Source organism: Aquabacterium sp. OR-4, assembly GCF_025290835.2.
Lineage (GTDB): Bacteria > Pseudomonadota > Gammaproteobacteria > Burkholderiales > Burkholderiaceae_C > Pseudaquabacterium.
Genome location: NZ_JAOCQD020000002.1, coordinates 1,619,906 through 1,640,809, shown reverse-complemented (window position 1 = coordinate 1,640,809; position 20,904 = coordinate 1,619,906). Strand labels below are relative to the sequence as shown.

At 71.6% G+C, this 20,904-nt stretch carries 14 protein-coding genes; 3 read left to right on the top strand and 11 right to left on the bottom strand.

Annotated elements, in window-relative coordinates; translation table 11 throughout:
- Nucleotides 1–8 precede the first annotated feature (8 nt).
- From N4G63_RS19450 to N4G63_RS19440, 3 genes are all read right to left on the bottom strand, one after another.
- The gene (locus tag N4G63_RS19450) at nt 9–914 is read right to left on the bottom strand and encodes a winged helix-turn-helix domain-containing protein (protein ID WP_260787217.1); all 906 of its coding nucleotides are present in this window, start codon (nt 912–914) and stop codon (nt 9–11) included.
- A 150-nt stretch (nt 915–1,064) separates the two neighbouring features.
- The gene (locus tag N4G63_RS19445) at nt 1,065–3,092 is read right to left on the bottom strand and encodes a PAS domain-containing hybrid sensor histidine kinase/response regulator (protein ID WP_260787218.1); all 2,028 of its coding nucleotides are present in this window, start codon (nt 3,090–3,092) and stop codon (nt 1,065–1,067) included.
- Nucleotides 3,093–3,228: 136 nt separating this feature from the next.
- Nucleotides 3,229–4,362, bottom strand: a complete 1,134-nt coding sequence (locus tag N4G63_RS19440) for an ABC transporter substrate-binding protein (protein ID WP_260787219.1) — start codon at nt 4,360–4,362, stop codon at nt 3,229–3,231.
- Between the two features lie 261 nt (nt 4,363–4,623).
- Here N4G63_RS19440 and uvrA point away from each other — a divergent pair, with 261 nt between their 5' ends.
- Nucleotides 4,624–10,377 (top strand): excinuclease ABC subunit UvrA, encoded by a 5,754-nt coding sequence (uvrA, locus tag N4G63_RS19435; RefSeq protein ID WP_314600080.1) that lies wholly within the window; start codon nt 4,624–4,626, stop codon nt 10,375–10,377.
- A gap of 177 nt (nt 10,378–10,554) precedes the next feature.
- Here the strand turns inward: uvrA and N4G63_RS19430 are convergent, their stop codons facing one another.
- The 8 genes from N4G63_RS19430 to N4G63_RS19395 form a co-directional block, all read right to left on the bottom strand.
- Nucleotides 10,555–11,148, bottom strand: coding sequence for a lysophospholipid acyltransferase family protein (locus N4G63_RS19430; protein WP_260787221.1), 594 nt, complete (start codon nt 11,146–11,148; stop codon nt 10,555–10,557).
- A 51-nt stretch (nt 11,149–11,199) separates the two neighbouring features.
- Nucleotides 11,200–11,841, bottom strand: a complete 642-nt coding sequence (locus N4G63_RS19425; RefSeq protein ID WP_260787222.1) for a hypothetical protein — start codon at nt 11,839–11,841, stop codon at nt 11,200–11,202.
- Nucleotides 11,842–11,987: 146 nt separating this feature from the next.
- Nucleotides 11,988–12,602: a protein-methionine-sulfoxide reductase heme-binding subunit MsrQ gene (gene msrQ, locus N4G63_RS19420; RefSeq protein ID WP_260787223.1), complete on the bottom strand. Its 615-nt coding sequence runs from the start codon at nt 12,600–12,602 to the stop codon at nt 11,988–11,990.
- A gap of 13 nt (nt 12,603–12,615) precedes the next feature.
- Nucleotides 12,616–13,605 (bottom strand): protein-methionine-sulfoxide reductase catalytic subunit MsrP, encoded by a 990-nt coding sequence (gene msrP / locus N4G63_RS19415; protein WP_314600079.1) that lies wholly within the window; start codon nt 13,603–13,605, stop codon nt 12,616–12,618.
- Nucleotides 13,606–13,885: 280 nt separating this feature from the next.
- Complete coding sequence (locus N4G63_RS19410) at nt 13,886–14,266, bottom strand: hypothetical protein (RefSeq protein WP_260787225.1); 381 nt, start codon at nt 14,264–14,266, stop codon at nt 13,886–13,888.
- Nucleotides 14,267–14,353: 87 nt separating this feature from the next.
- Nucleotides 14,354–15,691, bottom strand: a complete 1,338-nt coding sequence (ccsB, locus tag N4G63_RS19405; RefSeq protein WP_314600222.1) for a c-type cytochrome biogenesis protein CcsB — start codon at nt 15,689–15,691, stop codon at nt 14,354–14,356.
- A 38-nt stretch (nt 15,692–15,729) separates the two neighbouring features.
- Nucleotides 15,730–17,991 (bottom strand): cytochrome c biogenesis protein ResB, encoded by a 2,262-nt coding sequence (locus tag N4G63_RS19400; protein ID WP_260787226.1) that lies wholly within the window; start codon nt 17,989–17,991, stop codon nt 15,730–15,732.
- 114 nt (nt 17,992–18,105) lie between these two features.
- Nucleotides 18,106–18,744, bottom strand: a complete 639-nt coding sequence (locus N4G63_RS19395) for a c-type cytochrome (protein ID WP_260787227.1) — start codon at nt 18,742–18,744, stop codon at nt 18,106–18,108.
- Nucleotides 18,745–19,184: 440 nt separating this feature from the next.
- Between N4G63_RS19395 and yihA the strand changes: the two genes are divergently transcribed.
- Both yihA and N4G63_RS19385 read left to right on the top strand, forming a co-directional pair.
- On the top strand, nt 19,185–19,880 hold the full coding sequence (yihA, locus tag N4G63_RS19390; protein ID WP_260787666.1) for a ribosome biogenesis GTP-binding protein YihA/YsxC: 696 nt from the start codon (nt 19,185–19,187) through the stop codon (nt 19,878–19,880).
- A 107-nt stretch (nt 19,881–19,987) separates the two neighbouring features.
- A complete protein-coding gene (locus tag N4G63_RS19385) occupies nt 19,988–20,902 on the top strand; it encodes an alpha/beta fold hydrolase (RefSeq protein ID WP_260787228.1) in 915 nt (304 codons plus the stop codon).
- Nucleotides 20,903–20,904 lie beyond the last annotated feature (2 nt).

Here is a 20,904-nt window from a genome sequence, read left to right as displayed (position 1 = left end):
TTTGGCGGTCACGGAATGCCGGTGATGTGATCGTCGGCGCCGTCTGTCAATCCGGTGTCGCCTTGGTGTGAGGCGTTTGACACCATCGGCGCGCGCAGCGACCCAGCACGCCGGATGAGCGGCTCGAAGCAGTAGCCGGCGCCACGCACGGTGCGGATCAGGCGCGGCATCTGCGGGTCGTCGCCCAGCGTGCGGCGCAGGCGCGAGACCAGCAGGTCGATGCTGCGCTCGCGCTGCGCCTCGGCGGCGCCGAGCGCCAGGCTCAGCAGATCGGCGCGCTGCAGCGGCCGCCCGGGCTGCTGCATCAGCGCCCGCAGCAGCCTGAACTCGCTGGCCGACAGCGCGATGAACAGCTCGCCGGCCGCGTCGCCATCGGTGCCGTCCGGGGCGTGCACGCCGCGGCGCGCGGCATCCAGGCGCCAGCCGCCGGCGGCGGCCGGGCCTTCGGCGGGCAGGCCGCGCCGATCGTCGCGGTGGCGGCGCAGCAGCGCGGCCACGCGGGCGCGCAGTTCGCGCGGGCCGCAGTCGTCGTCCACCACCGCGTCGGCGCCCAGCTCCAGCGCCACGGCGCGGTCGGTGGCGTCGGCATGCGGCTGCAGCACGATCACCGGCAACCGCGGCGCGGCGTCGCGCAGGCCGCGCAGCCGCTGCCAGGCATCGCCCGCGCTGCCGGCCGCACGCGGCCAGTCGGGCTGGGCCGAGGGCGCGCGCGGGCTCATCATCACCAGCTCGAAGCCACGCGCCGGCGCCTGGGCAATCGCTTCGGCGTGCCGCGCGGCATGCACGCGGTGGCCATGCGGCCGCAGGCACTGGGCCAGCCATTGCTGCACCTGGGCATCGGGGTCGACCACCAGCACGCGCGCCGGCAGGGGCGGCGGGGCAGGCTCGGGCAGGGTTCGGACGGCGGCTGTCATGACCGCTACGGTACGCGGCCAGCCGCCGCGCTCAACAGCCGATCTGTGCAGCCGGCCGCGGCCTATTTACCGGGGCTTCACCGAGCAGCAACACGGGCCCGGCGCCGGGTGCCGGGGCGCCCGCCTGGTACGGCGCAGGCGCGCCGGCCGCTAAGCCGCCAGCCAGCGCGCCAGCCGGCGGCGCAGGGTGTCGAGCTGCAGCGGCTTGGTGAGCACGCCGTCCATGCCGGCGGCGCGGCAGGCGGCATGGTCTTCGGGGCTGGCGTGCGCGGTCAGGGCCACGATGGGCGCGCCGGGCCAGCGGCGGTCGCGCTGCATGGCGCGCAGGCGGCGCGTGGTTTCCAGGCCGTCCATGCCGGGCAGCTGCAGGTCCATCAGCACCAGCGAAGGCGGGCGCTCCAGGCAGGCGGTGAGCGCCGAGGCGCCGTTGCCGGCCAGCGTGGTGTGCAGGCCCAGGGCATGCAGCAGCTCCTGGCCGACCAGCTGGTTGACCTCGTTGTCCTCCACCAGCAGCACCGTGGCATCGGCCTGCAGCGCGGGCGCGGCGTGGTGGGCATCGGTGGTGTCGCCGCCCAGGCCGTCGTCGGCATTGGTGAGGATGTGGCGCAGCTGGCGCGGCGTGAGCGGGGCCACCAGCGGGCGGATCTGCAGCGCGCTGGCGGCGGACTCGAGCGCGGTGTCGCGCCAGTCGGGGCGCACCAGCAGGCGCAGCTGGGCCTGGGGCAGCAGCTCGCGCAGCACGCGCAGGTCGATGCCGGGCTGCAGCGCGGGCTCGGCCAGCAGCACCAGGTCGGGGCCGGGGGCCTCGGCCTGCTGCGCCAGGCGGCTGGCCTCGGCCACGCTGTCGAGCACGCGCGTCTGCCAGCCCAGGCGCTGCAGGCGCTGGGCCAGCCACTGGCCGGCATCCTCGCGGTGGTAGACCAGCCAGGCCAGGCCGGGCGGCGGGGCCGGCGGTTCGGGCGCCTGGGCCGGGGCCTCGGCCTCGTCAAGCAGCAGGCGCAGCGTGAACACCGAGCCGCCGCCGTCAGGGCAGTCGAGCGTGAGCTGGCCTTCCATGGCCTCGGCCAGCAAGGTGGCGATGGCCAGGCCCAGGCCGGCGCCACCATGGCCGCGCGACAGGCTGTCGTCGCCCTGCACGAAGGGCTCGAACACCTGGGCGCGGCGCTCGGGGGCGATGCCCGGGCCGGTGTCGATCACCTGCACCTCGAGCGCCACGCGGCCATCGGCCCCGCGCCGGGTTTCGCCGCGCAGGCTGACCGAGCCCTGCGGCGTGAACTTGACCGCGTTGCCCAGCAGGTTGGTGACGATCTGGCGCAGGCTGCCGGGGTCGCCCTGCAGCCAGTGGCTGTCGCCCACCCAGTCGAACAGCAGCATCAGGTCGCGCTGGCGGGCCAGCGGCATCACCGCGCGCAAGGTGTCGGCCAGGGCCTGGGTGGCGTCGAAGGGCTTGCGTCGCAGGCCGGCGTGGCCGGATTCGATGCGCGAGAGGTCGAGCACGTCGCTGATGGTCTGCAGCAGGGCCTGGCCCGACTGGTGCGCGGCGCTGAGAAAGCGCTGCAGCTCGGGTGTGTCGGCGCTGCGCAGGGCCAGCTCGGTGAGGCCCAGCACGCCGTTGAGCGGGGTGCGGATCTCGTGGCTCATGTGCGCCAGGAAGCGGCTCTTGGCCGCGGCGGCGCGCTCGGCCTCCTGGCGGCGCTCTTCGGCCAGCGCCAGCGCGGCCTCGAGGCGGGCGGTGCGCTCATGCACCAGGGCTTCCAGCGCCTGCTGCTGGGCGGCCAGGCTCAGCTGGGCCAGTTTTTCCTGGTGCACATCGGTCACCGCGCCGCTGATCACCTCGGGCCGGCCATCGGCGTCGGGCCACACCTGGCCGCGGCCGCGTACCCAGCGCCATAGGTTGTGCGCGTCGAGGTAGCGCACCTCGTAGTCGAAGTCGCCACAGCTGGCCACCGCGCTGCGGTAGGCGTCGAGGATGCGGCTGCAGTCGTCGGGGTGCAGGCGCTGGTGGGCCTGTGCCATGCTGGGCATGGGCGCGTCGGGCGCAAAGCCGAACAGGCGCAGAAAGCTGGTCGAGTACCAGACACCGCCGGTGTGCAGGTGGTGTTCCCAGTAGCCGTCGCGCGACGAGGCGAGCGCGCGCTGGCAGCGCAGAAGCGATGGCGTTGGGGCTTCGGCGGTCATCCGTACAGCGACGATGCTTGGCCCGCGGCCGTTGCTCGGCTCGATGCGGATCCACTCCCTACCTGCGCTGACTCTAACATCGGTAACCGGGTGTTTCTGTGTCGTTGCGCATTCGCTTCGTGCACACCCGCAGCCATCAGCGCTTGAAGCGGCCGTCGGCGCCGATGATCGACAGGTCGGCGTAGTCGAGGCCGCTGTGGTCGCTGGGCGAGTAGCTCAGCTCCAGCCCGCCCAGGTTGAGCTTGCTGATGCCGTTGAGCGCCTGCTGCAGGCCGGCGCGGCTGAGGTCGCGCGCCGCGGCGGCGCGGCGCAGGCCTTCCACCAGCACCTTGGCGCTGACCAGGCCTTCCAGCAGCGCGGGCGTCACCTCGGTGGCCAGGCCGGGGTGCTGGGCCAGCAGGTCGTGGGCCTCCTTCACCAGCGGCACCGCCAGTGCGCGCTCGCCGGGCAGCACCTGGCTCACGATCACGCCATGGGCCAGCGGCCCGAGCGACTTGACGAAGCCTGACGAGGCGTTGTTCGACAGCGTGGCCAGCTGGGCCGCGCTGCCGCCGGCGCGCAGCGCCTTCATGCCGTCGACCACCGCCGTGCCCGAGCCGACGAACAGCACCGCCTGCGCGTCGCTGCCCATCAGCTGCTTGACCACCGGCGCAAAGTCGGGCTTGCTGCGGTCGTACTTGAGGTGGGCCACCGGCGGCTTGCCCGGCGCAAAGCCGCGCAGCGCGCCGGCGGCGCCGTCGTCGCCAAAGCTGTCGGCCACCTGCACGATGGCCAGGCGCGAGACGCCGGTCTGCAGCAGGTGGCGCACCAGGCGCTCGGCCTCGCGCTGGTACGAGGCGCGCACATTGAACACCCACGGGTTGACCGGCTGGTGCAGCAGCATGGCGCCGGTGCTGGGCGCCACCAGCGGCAGCCGGGCCTGCTCCAGCAGCGGCAGGATGGCCTGGTTGTGCGGCGTGCCGCGGGTGAGAAACAGCGCGATCACGCCCTGGTCGGCCAGTTGGCGCGCATTGGCGGCGGCCAGCGCGGGCTCGAACTTGTCGTCCATCTGCACCAGCTCGATCTTCTGTCCGCCGATGCCGCCGCGCGCATTGACCTGCTCGAACACCAGGCGTGCGCCGGCGGTGGCCTCCTTGACCGTGGCTGCCACCGCGCCGCTGTGGCCGGCCGTCTGGCCGACCCGCAATTGCGCAGACGCCGGGCCGATCAGCCCCAGCCACGCGGCCAGGCTGCACAGCGTGATCCGTGGCAAAACAGACAGAAATGGCATCGCGCAAGTCCTCCAAGGCCAATGGTGGCGCAAGTGTGTGACGAAGATCACAGCCTTCATCTTAGGGGTATCGCGTACCGGTGCTCGGACGAAATGTGCCGTCAAAGCGGGCTGTCCACGCGCAGGCGGCCGGCCAGCGCCCGGCGGCCGCGCCGGGGCCTTGCCCCGCCGGGCGTGGGGCTTCGGCACGCCACCGCTGGCGCGCGGGGGGTGCTGCCTAGAATGGCCCGCCCCCACCCCCGCGCCACCTGCACCCACACCATGTCCTCCGGCCTGATCCGCATCCGTGGCGCCCGTCAGCACAACCTGAAGAACCTCGACCTGGACATCCGCACCGGCGAGCTGACCGTGGTGACCGGGCCCAGCGGCTCGGGCAAGAGCAGCCTGGTGTTCGACACCCTGTATGCCGAGGGGCAGCGGCGCTACGTGGAGACCTTCAGCGCCTACGCACGGCAGTTTCTCGACCGCATGGACCGGCCGGCGGTCGACAAGGTCGACGGCGTGCCGCCGGCCATCGCCATCGACCAGACCAACCCGGTGCGCACCAGTCGCAGCACGGTCGGCACGATGACCGAGCTGAACGACCACCTGAAGCTGCTGTTCGCCCGCGCCGCCGAGCTGTTTGACCGCCAGACCGCACAGCGTGTGCGCCACGATTCACCCGAAACCATCTACCGCGCGCTGTGCGAGCGCGCCGCGGCCCAGGGTGACCCGCGCGTGGTGATCACCTTTCCGGTGGAGCTGCCGGCCAGCGTGACCCCGGACGAGGTGGCGCAGTGGCTCAGCGCCAGCGGCTTCACACGCGTGCAGGCCGAGCGGGTGGTCAATGAGCGCACGAGCGGCGCCGGGGCGTCCCAAGCCGCGAGCGCCCGCAAAGTCCTGGACGTGGTGGCCGACCGCCTGCGCCTGGCCGGCGCCGAGAAGGTGCGCGTGGTCGAGGCCATCGAGACCGCGCTCAAGCGCGGCAGCGGCCGGGTCAACGTCTATGCCTTGCAGGAAGGGGATGCCGAGCCCGAGCTGTGGCGCTTTTCCACCGGCCTGCACTGCCCCGACAGCGACCTGCGCTATGCCGAGCCGCAGCCGGCGCTGTTCAGCTTCAACTCGGCCTTCGGTGCCTGCGAGGCCTGCCGCGGCTTTGGCCGCGTGATCGGTGTCGACCTGGGCCTGGTGATCCCCGACCACCGCAAGACCCTGCGCAACGGCGCCATCAAGCCGCTGCAGACGCCGGCCTGGGCCGAGTGCCAGGACGACCTGATCAAGTACGCCGGCGAGGCCGGCATCCCGCGCGACACGCCCTGGAGCCAGCTCAGTGCGGCGCAGCACGACTGGGTGATCAACGGCAGCCCGCACTGGACCGGCAACTGGAACAAGCAGTGGTACGGCGTGCACCGCTTCTTCGAGTACCTGGAGAGCAAGGCCTACAAGATGCACATCCGCGTCTTGCTGTCCAAGTACCGCAGCTACACGCCCTGCGGCAGCTGCCACGGCGCGCGGCTCAAGACCGAGGCCCTGCAGTGGCGCATCGGCGGCCAGGCCGATGCCGATGCGGCCATGGACGGCGGGCGCTACCAGCGCTTCATGCCGGCCGGCGTGCAGTGGAGCCGCGCCCAGCTGGATGCCTTGCCCGGCCTGGCCCTGCACGACCTGATGCTGCTGCCGATCGAGCGCCTGCGCCGCTTCTTCGACGGCCTCACGCTGCCCAGCACCATGCTCGACGAGGCGCTGAAGCTGCTGCTCGACGAGGTGCGCACGCGCCTGAAGTACCTGTGCGACGTGGGCCTGGCCTACCTCACGCTCGACCGCCAGAGCCGCACCCTCAGCGGCGGCGAGGTGCAGCGCATCAACCTGACCACCGCGCTGGGCACCAGCCTGGTCAACACCATGTTCGTGCTCGACGAGCCCAGCATCGGCCTGCATCCGCGCGACATGAACCGCATCGTCGAGGCCATGCAGCGCCTGCGCGATGCCGGCAACACCCTGGTGGTGGTGGAGCACGACCCGGCCGTGATGCTGGCCGCCGACCGCCTGATCGACATGGGCCCGGGCCCTGGCGAGCGTGGCGGCCAGATCGTGTACGACGGCACGCCCGAGGCCGCGCGCAGCGCCGACACGCTGACCGGCGCCTACCTGGGCGGGCGCAAGCAGGTGGGCATCGGCCTGCGCCGCTTCGTCAACGAGAGCACGCCCAAGCTGATCCTGGAAGGCGTGCGCGAGCACAACCTGCGCGGCATCGACGTGGCCTTTCCGCTGCAGCGCCTGACCGTGGTGACCGGCGTGTCGGGCTCGGGCAAGAGCACCCTGGTGCAGGACGTGCTGGTGCCGGCCCTGCTGCGCCACTTCGGCAAGGCCACCGAGACGCCCGGCGCCCACGATCGCCTGCTGGGTGCCGACTGGCTGGCCGACACGGTGTTTGTCGACCAGAGCCCGATCGGCAAGACCGCGCGCAGCAACCCGGTGAGCTATGTGGGCGCCTGGGACGAGATCCGCAAGCTGTTTGCGCTGGCGCCGCTGGCGGTGGAGCGCAAGTACACCGCCGGCATGTTCAGCTTCAATGCCGGCGATGGCCGCTGCCCCAGCTGCGGCGGCTCGGGCTTCGAGCATGTGGAGATGCAGTTCCTGTCCGACGTGTACCTGCGCTGCCCCGATTGCGACGGCAAGCGCTTTCGCGCCGAGCTGCTCGAGGTCAAGCTGATCCGCGGCGCCTACAAGCTCAGCGTGGCCGATGTGCTGGAGCTCACCGTGGCCGAGGCCAGCGTGGTGTTCAGCGGCGACCCGGCGGTGGTGGCGCGGCTGGCGCCCATCGTCGATGTGGGCCTCGACTACGTGCGCCTGGGCCAGCCGGTGCCCACGCTCAGCGGCGGCGAGGCCCAGCGCCTGAAGCTGGCCGGCTTTCTGGCCGAGGCCGCCAGCGGACCCCGGCAGCCGGCCTCGAAGAAGGGCACGCTGTTCCTGTTCGACGAGCCCACCACCGGCCTGCACTTCGACGACATCGCCAAGCTGATGCGCAGCCTGCGCAGGCTGCTCGATGCCGGGCATTCGCTGATCGTCATCGAGCACAACCTCGATGTCATCCGCAGCGCCGACTGGCTGATCGACCTCGGCCCCGAGGGCGGCGAGGGCGGTGGCGCGCTGGTGGCCCAGGGCACGCCCGAAGACCTGAAGGCGCATGCCAGCTCGCACACCGGCGCGGCGCTGCGCGACTACGAGCAGGCCATCGGCCAGGGCCCGCTGCAGGCCGAGGAGGGCCGGCCGCTGCAGCTGGTGGCCAAGGCCCGGCGTGATGCGGCGCGTGCGCTGCGCGCAGCCCAGGGTGGCGACAACATCCGCATCGTCAATGCCAAGGAGCACAACCTCAAGAGCCTCAACGTCGACATCCCGCACGGCAAGTTCAGCGTCATCACCGGGGTGTCGGGCTCGGGCAAGAGCACGCTGGCCTTCGACATCCTGTTCAACGAGGGCCAGCGCCGCTACCTCGAAAGCCTCAACGCCTATGCGCGCAGCATCGTGCAGCCGGCCGGCCGGCCCGAGGTGGACGCGGTGTACGGCATTCCGCCCACGGTGGCCATCGAGCAGCGCTTGAGCCGTGGCGGGCGCAAGAGCACGGTGGCCACCACCACCGAGGTGTGGCACTTTCTGCGCCTGCTGTGGGTGAAGCTGGGCATCCAGCGCTGCGTGCACGATGGCGCCGAGGTGCGGCCGCAAAGCGTGGAGAGCATCGCCGCGCAGATCTTGCGCGATTACCGCGGCCAGCACGTGGGCCTGCTGGCGCCGCTGGTGGTCAACCGCAAGGGTGTCTACACCGACCTGGCCAAGTGGGCCAAGGCCCGCGGCCACAGCCATCTGCGCGTGGACGGCGAGTTCATCAAGACCGATCCGTGGCCGCGGCTCGACCGCTTCAAAGAGCACACGCTCGAGCTGCCGGTGGCCGACTTCGTGGTCAACGTGGCCGACGAGGCCGCGCTGCGCGAGGCCCTGGCCAAGGCGCTGGACCATGGCAAGGGCGTGCTGCACCTGCTCAGCCCGCTGGATGGCCTGTCGGCCGCGATGGAGGCCGGCACGCCCACGCTGGGCATCGGCACGCTGAAGGTGTTTTCCACCAAGCGCGCCTGCCCGCAATGCGGCACCAGCTACCCCGAGCTGGACCCGCGCATGTTCAGCTACAACAGCAAGCACGGCTGGTGCACCAGCTGCGTGGGCACCGGGCTGACGCTGACACGCGAGCAGCGCAAGGCGCTCGATGACAGCGTGCGCGACGACAGCGACAAGGGCCGCGAGCAGAGCTTTCCGTCCGAGGAGGCCGAGGTGGAAGGCCTGTCGGGCGAGCCCTGCCCCGATTGCCAGGGCACGCGCCTGAACCCCACCGCGCGCGCCATCGGCTTTGACGGCCAGGCCATCACCACGGTGGCGCAATGGTCGGTGGGCCAGGCGCGGCAGTGGGTGCAAGCGCTGGCGCTGGAAGGCCGCGATGCGGCCATCGCCCGCGACGTGGTCACCGAGATCCGCAACCGCCTGCAGTTTCTCGAGGAAGTGGGCCTGGGCTACCTGACGCTGGACCGCGCGGCGCCCACGCTGAGCGGCGGCGAGGCACAGCGCATCCGCCTGGCCGCGCAGCTGGGCAGCAATCTGCAGGGCGTGTGCTACGTGCTCGACGAGCCCACCAACGGCCTGCACCCGCGCGACAACGGCGTGCTGCTGAAGGCGCTGGGCCGGCTCAGCGAGCAGGGCAACACCCTGGTGGTGGTGGAGCACGACGAAGACACCATCCGCCGCGCCGACCACATCATCGACATCGGCCCCGGCGCCGGCAAGCGCGGCGGCCGGCTGATCGCCCAGGGCAGCGCGGCCGATCTGGCCGCGGTGGCCGAGTCACTCACCGGGCGCTTCCTGGCGCGGCCGCTGATCCATCCGCTGCAGGCCCGGCGTGTGGTGAACCGCGCCACCTTCCAGATGCAGCTGCGCGGCGCGCACCTGCACAACCTGCAGCAGGTCGACATCGAGGTGCCGCTGCAGCGCCTGGTGGCCGTGACCGGCGTCAGCGGCTCGGGCAAGAGCACGCTGGCGCGCGACGTGCTGCTGGCCAATGTGCAGGCCGCCGTGGCCATGAAGGTCAGCAAGGCCGGCCGCGATGCGCTGGCCGCCGGCGAGTTGCCGGCCGGCGGCTGGACGGGCTGCACCGGGCTGGCCGGCTTCGACCTGATCGACCGGGTGCTCGAGGTCGACCAGACGCCGATCGGCAAGACACCGCGCAGCTGCCCGGCCACCTACATCGGTTTCTGGGACGCGATCCGCAAGCTGTTTGCCGAGACGCTGGAATCCAAGGCCCGCGGCTATGCGGCCAGCCGCTTCAGCTTCAACACCGGCGACGGCCGCTGCCCGGGCTGCGAGGGCCAGGGCATGCGCACCATCGAGATGAGTTTTCTGCCCGATGTGAAGGTGCCCTGCGACCAGTGCCACGGCCAGCGCTTTGCCCCCGAGACGCTGGCCGTGAGCTGGCGCGGCAAGAGCATCGGCGATGTGCTGCAGATGAGCGTGGACGAGGCGGTGGAGTTTTTCGCCAGCATGCCCAGCATCGCCCATCCGCTGCAGCTGCTGCAGGACGTGGGCCTGGGCTACCTGACGCTGGGCCAGCCCAGCCCCACGCTGAGCGGTGGCGAGGCCCAGCGCATCAAGCTGGTGACCGAGCTGTCCAAGGTGCGTGACGATGTGACCCGGCGTGGCCAGAAGCCGCCGCACACGCTGTACGTGCTGGACGAACCCACCGTGGGCCTGCACATGGCCGATGTGGAACGCCTGATCCGCGTACTGCATCGCCTGGTGGCCGGTGGCCACAGCGTGGTGGTGATCGAGCACGACCTCGACGTGATTGCCGAGGCCGATTGGGTCATCGACATGGGGCCCGAAGGCGGCACCGCAGGGGGCACGGTGGTGGCCGCGGGTCCGCCGGAGCTGCTGGTGGCGCGTGGCACGCACACGGGGGTGGCTTTGGCGCCGGTGTTGGCGCGGGTGGCTTCTTGACGCGTTTTGCTTGCCTGCTTTGGCGCATGGCCAAGGCCGGCGGGTGACCGGCCGGCTTCGTGTCCCCCGGGCCTTCGGCCCTCCTCCTTTTACCTACGCCGGCCGGCCACCCACCGTCCTCGTCCCGAGGCGCGGTGGCATGCCATCACCCGCAGGCCGTGGCAAGCCATAAACAAGTCAAGAGCCAGAGTCGAACTGCTGCCAGTTCTTGCCCTTGAACTGCGCGTAGTAGGCCTTCACCGTCACCATGTCGGCCTCGATGTCGCCTGAAGGTTGCAGCACCGGGCCCAGGCCGCTGAGCTTGCGCGGGTAGTCCATGTAGGCCATCACGATGGGCACGCCGGCGCCATGGGCGATCCAGTAGAAGCCGGTCTTCCAGTGCCGCGTCTTGCTGCGCGTGCCTTCGGGCGGCACCACCAGGGCCACCGCGCCATCGGCCTCGCGCAGCGCCTGGGCCGAGGCGGCCACCAGGTTGTTGGCCTGGCCACGGTCAACCGCAATGCCGCCCAGCCAGCGCATCAGCCCGCCGAAGGGCCAGCGAAAGATCTGCGCCTTGCCCATCCAGTGGATGTTGATGCGCAGCGCAAAGGCCACCATCAGCGTGTAGGGCAGATCCCAGTTGCTGGTGTGCGGCGCGGCGATCAGCACGCACTTGGGCTGGCCAGGCGGCAGGCTGCCGCTGATCTGCCAGCCGGTGAGCCGCAAGAAGGCCACCGAGGCGGCGCGCAGCAGGGTGTTGACGCCGGGGGTGGTGAAGATGGTGCGGTGCATGGCGCGCTGGGGCATCGGCGCTCAGGCCGATCCCGGCGCGCGAGGCCGGTATTACATCAGTGCCGAGGGGCCCGCCACCCGCATCGCATCACGCGAGGGTGGAATCGATGGCACGGTGCTGGGCTCGGCCTGCATCAGGCCCATCAGCGCCATCGCCCGGTTCTGGATGGCGGCGGCGTCGTCGTGCTCGCCGCAGCGCTCGAGCACGTCGCTGGCGCGCAGCAGCAGCTTCACCTCCCACATCGCGTCGGCGCCGCGGCCGGCCAGCATGGCGGCCTCCAGCGCCAGCTCGCGCGCGCGCTCGCGGTCGGCGCGCGGCTCGGGTGCGGCGGGCAGTTCGTCGTCACCGGCCTCGGCGGCGGCGTCGAGTTGCTGGTCGTGGCGGTCGGCGGCCTGGCAGGCCAGGTCGGCCTGCAGGCAGATCAGGTCGGCGCGTGCGGCCTGGCCGGCATCCGAGGGGATCAGTCCGGCCCAGGCGATGGCGCGCGCCAGAAAGGCGTCGGCGCTGCGCAGGTCGTGCAGGCGCATCAGGCAGCGCGCCACCTCGGCCAGGCAGTGGGCCATGTCGGTGGGCCGGCTGCGCACGGCGGCGGCGTCCACGCCCACCAGGGCCAGGTTCAGCGCGCGCTGGTGGTGCGCCGTGGGGCTGGTCTTCTTGGGGCGCTTGCTGGCGCTGCGGGCGGGGTCGGTCATGTCGGCATCCTTGGCCGCGACAGGCTGCAGGCCTGGCGTCGGCGTAACGGGATGCTACGGTGCCGCCAGGGCCGGCCTTCCCCCCCGGGCACGGGGTGCTTGGCCATGGCGCGGCGCGGGCCGTGACTGCTGCCACGGCCGGCGGCTCAGGCCGGCGTCAGGCGGCGGCGCTGCAGCCGCCGGCGCAGGCGCCAGCCCAGCAGCAGGGCCACGATGCCGGCGTGCACGGCCCATTCGCCGAAATTCTGCTTGGCCGCGCGCATCCAGAAGAAGTGCAGCAGGCCCAGGCCGATGGCCACGAACACCAGCCGGTGCAGCGCCCGCCAGCGCGCCGCGCCGAGCGCGCGGATGGCGCCATTGAACGAGGTGGCGGCCAGCGGCAGCATGGCCAGCAGCGCCGCCGTGCCCACCAGGATGAAGGGCCGCTTGGCCAGGTCGCGCAGCATGTCGTGCAGCACGAAACCCATGTCCAGCCAGGCGTAGCACAGCAGGTGCAGCAGGCCGTAGAAAAACGCGAACAGGCCCAGCAGGCGCCGCCAGCGCGCCAGCGCCGTCCAGCCGGTGGCCTCGCGCAGGGGCGTCACGGCCAGCGCCAGCATCAGGCTGCGCAAGACCCAGTCGCCGGTGCCGCGCAGCAGCGCCTCAGCGGGGTTGGGCCCCAGGCTGTCGTTCAGCGCGCCACCCAGCAGCCAGGCGGCCGGCAGCAGCATCAGCACCCACAGCAGCGGCTTGGCCGCCGGGTGCAGCAGCAGCGTGTTCAAGGCCGGCGCGGGTTCAGAAGAACTTGGCCAGGTCCATGCCGGCGTACAGCTGGCCCACCTGGGCCTCGTAGCCGTTGAACATCAGCGTCGGCCGCTTCTTGGCAAAGATGCCGTCCTCGCCGATGCGGCGCTCGGTGGCCTGGCTCCAGCGCGGGTGGTCGACCTTGGGGTTCACGTTGGAGTAGAAGCCGTACTCCTGCGGCGCGGCGCGGGTCCATGACGAGGTCGGCATCTGCTCGGTGAAGCGGATCTTGACCAGCGACTTGCCGCTCTTGAAGCCGTACTTCCAGGGCACCACCAGGCGCAGCGGCGCGCCGTTCTGCTGCGGCATCACCTCGCCATACATGCCAAAGGCCAGCAGGGTGAGCGGGTGCATGGCCTCGTCCAGGCGCAGGGCCTCGACATACGGCCAGTCGAGCACGCCCGAGCGCAGGCCGGGCATCTGCGCCTTATCGGCCAGGGTGATGAACTCCACGTACTTGGCATTGCCGGTGGGCTCGACCTGGCGGATCAGCTCGGCCAGCGAGTAGCCCACCCAGGGCACCACCATGCTCCAGCCCTCGACGCAGCGCAGGCGGTAGATGCGCTCTTCCATCGCGCTGAGCTTCAGCAGCTCTTCGAGGCTGAAGCTGCGCGGCTTCTTGACCGCGCCTTCGACGGCCACGGTCCAGGGCCGGGTCTTGAGGCTGCCGGCGGTGCGGGCGGGATCGGCCTTGTCGGTGCCGAACTCGTAGAAGTTGTTGTAGGTGGTGGCGTCCTGCCGGCTGGTGGGCTTGTCCATGGTCACCGCGCCGGGCACCGCGCTCTTGGCACCGGGCAGGGCCGCGCCCTTGGTGGCTGGTTGGGCCAGGGCATCACGTGCCGCCCAGCCCGCCATCGAGGTGCCCAGTGCACCAGCGGCCAGGCGCTGCATCCAGGCACGCCGCCCCTCCACCAGCGCGCGCGGCGTGATCTCGGAAGCAACAGGGTGGTCAAAGCCACGGTCGGGGCGCAGAAACGGCATCGCGGGTCTCCAGGGCAAGCCAGGCGGAGTGGGTATGACGGTCAGTCGCCGCCAAGGTTCAAACCTTACTGGACGGGAGGCCTGGGGTACCCGCGAGGCCGAGTGCCCTAACCAGCGGGCCGAGCGCCGGGCCGCCCCAAGCCGGCCCGCACCCGCCCGGCGGGTGGCCTCGCGTACCCGCGAGGCCGGGTGCCCATCCAGCGGGCCGAGCGCCGGGCCGCCGCAAGCCGGCCCGCACCCGCCCGGCGGGTGGCCTCGCGTACCCGCGAGGCCGGGTGCCCTACTCTTCGCTCGGGCGGCCGAACAGCGTGCGGGCCACGGCTTCGTCGATGTCGGCGCCGGAGACCAGGTCGCCACCGCCCGGAAACAGGCTGTCGCGGTAGCTCTTGCGCGACATCAGCTTGGCGCGCGCCTCGGGCGGCAGGTCGGTGATGGCGATGATGTGGCGGCTGATCAGCACGTCGACCACGTCCTCGATGACGCGCACGAAGTCGGCATCGAGGGCGCGGAAGTCGGGCGTGCCGTCGGCCCCGGTCTCGCCGCGGCCCAGGAAGGCCTGAACCTCGGGGTCGCCGGCGGGCAGGAACTCGAGCGCATCGGACTCGGCGTCGCGGCACAGGCGGTCGATGCGGCGGTCGGCGTCGCGGTGAACGTAGGGCATGGGCGATCCGGTGCGGGCAGGCGGGCAGGTGGACGAGGCGGACGGGCGGCCAGCCGGCGAGCCTAGCCCGCCGGGCTCAGCCCGCGCTCACAGCTCGCCGTAGGAATGCAGGCCGGACAGGAACATGTTCACGCCCAGGAACGCGAAGGTGGTGATCACCAGGCCCACCAGCGCCCACCAGGCCGAGACGGTGCCGCGCAGGCCCTTCATCAGGCGCATGTGCAGCCAGGCGGCGTAGTTGAGCCAGACGATCAGCGCCCAGGTCTCCTTCGGGTCCCAGCTCCAGTAGCCGCCCCAGGCCTCGGCCGCCCAGAAGGCGCCCAGGATGGTGGCGATGGTGAAAAACGCGAAGCCGACCGCGATGGCCTTGTACATCATGTCGTCCAGCACCTCGGGTGCCGGCAGCGCCGCGGCAATGCGCCTGCGGGCGGCCAGGATGGCGATGACGATCAGCAGGCTGACGCCGGCATACACCGCCCAGTAGCTGGCCGAGCTGCTGAGCTTGCTGGCGCGAAAGACGATCGGCTCGAAGCACAGCACCAGGCCCAGCGCGCCCAGCGGTGCCAGCTTCCACCAGCGGGTTTCTTCGGCCTGGCGCTGGATCAGGTAGGCAAAGGCCACCATGGCCGCCAGCGCAAAGGTGCCGTAGCCGATGAAGTTGGCCGGCACGTGCAGCTTCATCCACCAACTCTGCAGGGCCGGCACCAGGGGCTGGATCTGCTGCGCCTCGCGCGCCACCGTGTACCAGAGCAGAAAACCCACCGCCGCGCTGACCACCAGCATCACGAAGCCGCCCAGCGCGCGGTTGCGGTAGTGCTGCTCGTAGTACAGGTAGAACAGTGTGGTCAGCCAGCAGAACAGCACGAACACCTCGTACAGGTTGCTGACCGGGATGTGGCCGATGTCGGGGCCGATCTGGTGGCTCTCGAACCAGCGCACCAGGGTGCCCACCAGGGCCATGATCACGCCGGCCCAGGCCAGGCGCGAGCCCAGCTTGAGGCCGGTGTTGTCGCCACCGGCATCCTTGCGCGCCAGCAGGCCGATCCAGTACATCACCGTGCTCATGAAGAACAGCACGCTCATCCACAGGATCGCGCTCTGGCTCGACAGGAAGTACTTCAGCAGGAACACCTGATCGGCCATCGCCAGGTCGGCGCCAAAGGCGTCGCTGTGGCGGCCGTACAGCGCAATCGCGCCCAGCGTGGCGGCACCCACGCCAAGGGCCAGCACGCGCAGCGGGCCCCAGGCCCAGCCCAGCGCCACCAGCGCCGGCACGCTGCCCAGCAGGATGGCCTTTTCGTAGCCGTCCATCGAGGCGTTGTAGCGCTGGAAGGCATAGCCCGCACCCAGCGCCACCAGCAGCGCGAACAGCCAGTCGAAGAGGCTGCGCCGCGTCAGGCGACCGATCAGGCCGGGGCGGCCCATCACCAGCGTGGTGGTGCCGGCAACGGTGGTGGTGCTGTTCATGGCGTGTCCTTCGGAGCGGCGGCGGCGGCGGGCGCGGCATCGTGCAGCAGCGCGGTCTTCAGCATGTCGAACTCGGCGTCGGTGTCCAGCGTGCGGCGGGTGGTGGACAGCGCCGCCTGCAGTTTGGTTCCGCCGGCCGGGCCCTCGGCATGGGGCTTGGCGGGGCTGTCGTTGGGGGTGTCGGCGGCGGCATCGGCCGGGGCCAGCCAGATCCACAGCCGGCGCTCGCGGATGTAGAGCATGGCGAACACGCCCACGATCAGCAGCACGGCGCCCAGGTAGACCAGGGTCTTGCCCGGTGCACGCGCAACCTGGAACACGCTGGCCTGCACCTGCTTGAAGTCGCCCAGCTGCAGCAGCATCGGCGCCGGGTAGAAGGCGGCGTCCGACAGCGACAGCACGGCCTGGGTCATGAAGCGCTGGGTGGCCTCGTCGCTGCCCAGCGGCGGCTGGCCGGCCTGCTCGCGGCTGAGGTTGGCCAGCTCGAGCAGGCAGCCGTTGACGATGCGCAGCAGCACCTCCGAGATGCGCGCCCGCTCGCCCTCGGGCACGCTGGCCTCGACAAACTGGGCCAGCGCCGGCAGGCCGCCGAGGGCGTTGTCCTGCGGCCGGGCGGCGCTGGCGCGCACCGGCTCGGCGCCGGCAAACAGCGCCAGCGCGCGCTGGGCGGTGGTGAACAGCTGCTCGGCCATCTGCGGCTTGTCGGGCGGCGTGGCCTTGGCCACGTAGCGGCGCACCGCCTTGTCACGCAGGGTCTCGTCGCGCAGCGCGCCGGCCATGCGCCACCAGCCATCGATGGCGCCCTGCTCGTCGGCCGGAATGCGCAGGTAGCGGAAGGGCTCGGCTGGCGTCTCGCGCACGCCGGCCAGGAACACGCGCTGGCCGTCCAGCTCGACCGGCAGCATGTAGTTGTTGAACTCGCGCGCCTGGCCGCTGGCGTCGCGCAGCTTGTAGCTCACCGAGGGGCCGATGTTGCGCAACAGCTTGTCGCGGCTGCCCTTGACGCCCGAGCCCAGGTGCTTGTCCAGCGTGTTGGCCAGGTCGACCTTGCGCACATCGGTGGCGCTGCCGGCGGCCTGCGGGGTCTCGGCGTCGCCGAAGTTCTCGACGTTGATCACGCGCAGGCCGGTGAACTCGAGCGTCAGCGCCTCGGCATCGGCCTGGCCGTCGGCGCCGGCCGGGGCCTTGGTGAGCCGCGTGCTGCCGCCCACCGCGCCCTGCACCGTGAAGGGCTCGCCGCGGCCCTTCAGCGGCAGTGCGCGCAGCGTGAGCTGGCTGCCGCCGTCGTCGAAGCTGCTCTGGTACAGCGCCACGCCGCGGTGGAACACCGGCTCGTTGACCTTGACCGTGGCCGCGGTGGTGCTGCCGCTGTCGCGGTCGTGGATCACGATCTCGCTGGCAAACAGCTTGGGCATGCCGGTTTCGTAGTACTCGACGATGAACTTCTTCAGCTCCACGTCAAACGGCAGGTCTTGCAGCACCACGCCGTCGGACATGCTGATCACCGCCGTGCCGGCGCGCCCGCCCTCGGTGACCAGCAGGTTGCCGCGGTAGGTGGGGTTGGCCAGCGGCAGCCGGTGCTCGGGCTTCACGTCGGCGATCAGGCCGCCGCCGGCATAGGCCTTCTTGTCCAGCAGGGCCATCTGCGCGCGCACCACCAGGTCGCCGTCGAGCAGGCCGCCCAGGCAGATCAGCACGATCGACGAGTGCGCCGCCAGGTAGCCGATCTTGTTGGCCATGCCCTTGCGTGCGGCCACCATGGTGCCGTTGGCACGCACCTGGGCGCGGGCCTGCCAGCCGTGCGCCACCAGCAGCTCGTTGACCCGGGTCAGTGCGGCGGCGGGCGCCAGCGCCAGCCGGCCCTCGGCCTTGTGGTGGAAGGAGCGCATGGCCTGCTCGCGCAGGCCTTCCTTGTAGCTCTTGAGGTCGCTGAGGATCTTGGGCGTGTTGCGCGCAATGCACAGGCTGGTGGAGATCACCAGAAAGGCCAGGATCAGCAGAAACCAGCCGGCGCTGTAGACGGCGTAGAGGCCGACCTTGTCGAACACCTCGGCCCAGAACGGGCCGAACTGGTTGACGTAGTTGTTGTACGGCTCGTGCTGCTTGACCACGGTGCCGATCACCGAGGCGATGCAGATCACCGACAGCAGGGTGATCGCAAAGCGCATCGAGGCCAGCAGATCGAGCAGCTCGCGCATGGGGCGCGTTGCGGACCGGGCTGGCTCGCTGAAGGGGCCGTTGGGCTGGGCAGTCGACATGGGCCGCGATTATCCGAGTTCAGGTGCCGCCCAAGTGCGAAGGGCCGGTCAGTGACCGGCCCTTCAGCGCTGGCGGAGCCGCAGGGGGAGGGTGGGGCTCGGCCGGCGCGGCCTTCAGCGCAGGCCGGCGATGTAGTCGGCCACGGCCTTGATCTCTTTGTCGCTCATGCGCGCGGCGATGCTGACCATCTGGGCCGAGTTGCCGCGCGCGCCGGAGCGGAAGGTGCCCAGCTGCGCCTCGGTGTAGTCGCTGTGCTGGCCACCCACGCGCGGGTACTGCGCAGGGATGCCGGCGCCGTTGGGGCTGTGACAGCCCGCGCAGGCCGGCACCTGCTTGGCGGCGATGCCGCCGCGGTAGATCTTTTCGCCCAGGCTCACCAGATCCTTGTTCTTGGCGGCGCCGGCCTTGGGCTGCTTGCTGGCGTAGAAGGCGGCGATGTTGCGCATGTCGTCTTCGCTCAGCGGCGCGGCCATGCCGCTCATCACCGGGTTCTGGCGCTTGCCCGACTTGAACTCGACCAGCTGCTTGACCAGGTACTCGGCGTGCTGGCCCTGCAGGATCGGGTTGGCCGGGCTGCCGCGCGAGCCATCGGCGGTGTGGCAGGCCATGCAGGCGGCGGCCTTCTCCTGGCCCTTGGCCAGATCGGGTTTGGCCGGGCCTTTCACGTCGGCGGCCAGTGTCGGGCCGACAAGAAGGGCGGACAGCGCGAGCGAGGGCACGAGCTTGGGCAGAGCGGCGAGCAGCGACTTCATGTCGAGGAACCTTGACGGTGGGACGGTCGGGGCGCCTGGTCCGTGAAAGGCGGCGCGGGAAACCAAACCTGCGGATTTTACAATGCTCCATGATTCGCAAAGCCGACCACCGTGGCGCAGATGCTGCGCCCGCCGCTTCCCGACCTGAGTCGGCCCCCACTGCAGCGGCTGGCGCACCCGCCAAAAAGGCGGCTGGCGCACCCGCCAAAGAGGCGGCCGGCACACCTGCCAAGAAGGTGGCCGGCACACCCGCCAAGAAGGCGGCAAGTGCACCCGCCAAGAAGGCCGCCGCCAGGCCGGCCAGGAAGGTGCCGGCCCAGCCGGCCGCCAAGGCGGCGCGGGCCTCGTCGCTGAGCCCCGAAGAAGCGGCCTTGAAGACCGCCGAGCAGGCCGCCCGAAAGGCCGAGCGCGAGGCGGCGCTGGTGGCCGAGCGCGAGGCCGTGACCTGGGCGCGCAGCGCGCGCTTTTTCATCACCGCCAGCAAGCTCAACCAGATGCCGCCGGGTGTGCTGCCCGAGGTGGCCTTCGTGGGCCGCAGCAATGCCGGCAAGTCGACCGCCATCAACACCCTGGCCGACCACAAGCGCCTGGCCTTCGCGTCCAAGACCCCGGGCCGCACCCAGCACCTGAACGTGTTCGAGGTCGGCCCGCGCGAGGCTGCCGATGCCCGCTGGGTCGACCTGCCCGGCTACGGCCATGCCGCGGTGTCGCGCAGCGACAAGCAGCGCTGGCAGAAGGTGATGGCCGACTACCTGGTCGAGCGCGAGCCGCTGGCCGGCATCGTGATGATGGTCGACAGCCGCCACGGCTTCACGCCGCTCGACCAGCAGCTGCTCGATTTCGTGGCCGAGCGTGTGGCCGGCGGCGAGGTGCGCCTGCTGGTGCTGCTGACCAAGTCGGACAAGCTCACCCGGGTGGAGGCCGCGCAGTCGCTGGCCGCCGCGCAGGCCGTGCTGGCCGAGCTGGCCACCGACGATGCCGACATCGCCGTGTCGCTGTTCTCGGCGCTCAAGCGCCAGGGCGTGGCCGACGCGGCGCAGGTGCTGCACGGCTGGCGCCTGGGTGCGCTGCAGGGCTGGGAGCCCTCGGCGCTGGGCGATGACTTCGACGTGCAGGAGCTGCCGCCCACGCTGTGAGCGGTGCGGGCGCACGGCGGGCCGGCCGCGCCGGGCGGCCGCCCGGCGCTGGCCGGCTGTCCCCCGCTTGACGCGCCGGCCGCGCGCCGGCCCGCACACTGCGGCGCATGCGCGATGCCATCTCCCAGTTCGACCTGCCGCTGCCGGGCAGCCAGCCTCAGCCGGTCAGCCTGGCCTGCCGCGCCGCCGGCCGGCCCGATGCGGCGCGCCGCGTGCTGCTGCTGCACGGCTTTCCGCAAGCCGCGTTCGCCTGGGACGAGGTGCTGCTGGCGCTGGCCCCCGAGGCCTATGCGCTGGCCCCCAACCAGCGCGGTTACGCCGGCAGCAGCGCGCCGGCCGAGGTGGCCGCCTACCGCGTGCGGCATCTGGTGGCCGATGCGCTGGCGCTGCTGGCACACCTGGGCGTCAGCGCCGAGCGCCCGCTCGACCTGCTGGTGGCGCACGACTGGGGCGGCGGCGTGGCCTGGAACCTGGCCGCCCTGCGGCCCGAGCTGATCCGCCGCCTGGTGATCCTGAACTCGCCGCACCCGGCCACCTTTCGCCGCGAGCTGCTGGCCAGCCCGGCGCAGCGCGCGGCCAGTGCCTACATGCACGATCTGGTGCAGCCCGATGCGGCGGCGCGGCTGGCGGCCGACGGCTTTGCCGCGCTGCTGGCGATGCTCGAGCGTTTTGGCGATGCGCACTGGCTCACGCCGGCCTTGCGGGCGCAGCACCGTGCGGTGTGGTCGCAGGGCCTGGACGGCGCGCTGAACTGGTACCGCGCCTCGCCGCTGCGCCCGCCCACCGGCCCGCATGACCAGGCGCTGGCGCAGCTGCAGCTGCCCGACTCGGTGGTGCGGGTGAGCGTGCCCACCACGCTGCTGTGGGGCGAGGCCGACCACGCCCTGCTGCCCGGCCTGCTGGACGGGCTGCAGCAGTGGGTGCCCGAGCTCACGGTGCACCGCCACCCGCAGGCCAGCCACTGGATCGTGCACGAGCAGCCGGCCTGGGTGATCGCGCACCTGAAGGCCTTGCTGGCTTAGCG